This window comes from Nocardioides immobilis, from assembly GCF_003515065.1.
Taxonomy (GTDB): domain Bacteria; phylum Actinomycetota; class Actinomycetes; order Propionibacteriales; family Nocardioidaceae; genus Nocardioides; species Nocardioides immobilis.
The window spans coordinates 1-1,424 of record NZ_QXGH01000068.1; the positions used below are offsets into that span (position 1 = coordinate 1).

Annotated in this window: 1 protein-coding gene; it reads left to right on the plus strand. The window is 69.7% G+C overall.

Annotated features, from left to right (window positions below; all coding sequences use genetic code 11):
* Positions 1–1,155: IS1380 family transposase (locus tag D0Z08_RS31545; protein ID WP_118929245.1), on the plus strand; the 1,155-nt coding region annotated here is incomplete at its 5' end.
* Positions 1,156–1,424 lie beyond the last annotated feature (269 nt).

Below are 1,424 nucleotides of genomic sequence, written 5' to 3' on the forward strand. Positions count from 1 at the left end.
TTCGCACGGGCCTACGCGCCCTCGACGTTGGGTTCGTTCCTGCGGGCGTTCACCTTCGGCCACGTCCGGCAGCTCGACGCGGTCGCATCGAGGTTCCTGATCGCGGTGGCCGGACTCACCCGACTGCTGGGCGCGGCCACCACGCTCGACAGCGACACGGCGGGGTACGCGTTGGTCGATGTCGACGACACGATCATCGAGGTCCACGGCCACGCCAAGCAGGGCGCCGGGTTCGGCTACTCCGGTGTCCGTGGCCTCAACGCACTTCTCGCCACGCTCGCGACCGCAACCACAGCCCCGGTGATCGTGGCCCAACGGCTCCGCAAGGGCGCGGCCGGGTCGCCACGTGGTGCGAAGCGGTTGGTCGGCGACGCGGTGAGGACCGCCCGGCGACTGGTCGGCAAGACCCAGCTGGTTCTGGTGCGGATGGACTCGGCGTTCTACGGCCGCGGACCAGTCCACGCCGCCATCGCCGCAGTGTCAGTGATGGTGCGGATGGACAAGGCGGTCAAGAAGGCGATCGCCACCATCGCCGAGGACTCGTGGACCACGATCGAGTACACCGATGCCGTGCTCGACGCAGCCACCGGTCGCTGGATCTCTCGGGCCGAGGTCGCCGAGGTCGCGTTCACCGCCTTCAGCGCCCAGAAGAGGTCCGAGCAGCTGTCCGGCCGGCTGGTGGTGCGCCGGATCCCCGACTTCAACGCCGACAAGCACACCGCAGCCGGCCAGGACACGCTCTTCGACGTGTGGCGCTTCCACGCGTTCTTCACCACCGCCGACCCCAAGATCCTCGACACCGTCGCAGCCGACAAGACCCACCGCCATCACGCCGTCATCGAGCAGGTCCACTCCGACCTGAAGAACTCCGCACTCGCACACCTGCCGTCCGGGGTGTTCACCGCCAACGCCGCCTGGCTGGTGCTCGCGGCCATCGCGTTCAACCTCACCCGCGCGGCCGGCACCGTGGCGGCACCAGACCTCGCGCGGGCCACCACCGCAACGATCCGTCGCAGGCTGATCGCCCTCCCCGCCAGGGTGGCGACCTCAGCCCGCCGGATCACGCTGCACCTACCAAGATCCTGGCCCTGGGAGACCGCCTGGACCGCACTGTTCGACAGGGTCAGCGACCCGCCGCCAGCCCTCGCGGCCTGACCACCCAGCAGCCACCACTGCGCGACCCGAGGATCAATGGACGACCCGGACACCGAGGTCCGGCGCACCGTCACGTCCCCGCGCCCTCACCCGCCCACGGCCACGCCCAACTCATCCCGGCCCGGCCCATCGGTGGATCGAGGGTTAAACACGGCCGTTGGCAGGCGCGGGCTCGCACTACGAACCTGAACTAGGAACCCGTGGCCACGCGCATCGGCGGCGAACTGCAGCCGCGTTTCGGGTCGTCTGCATCGAATCGCTCCGCAAGC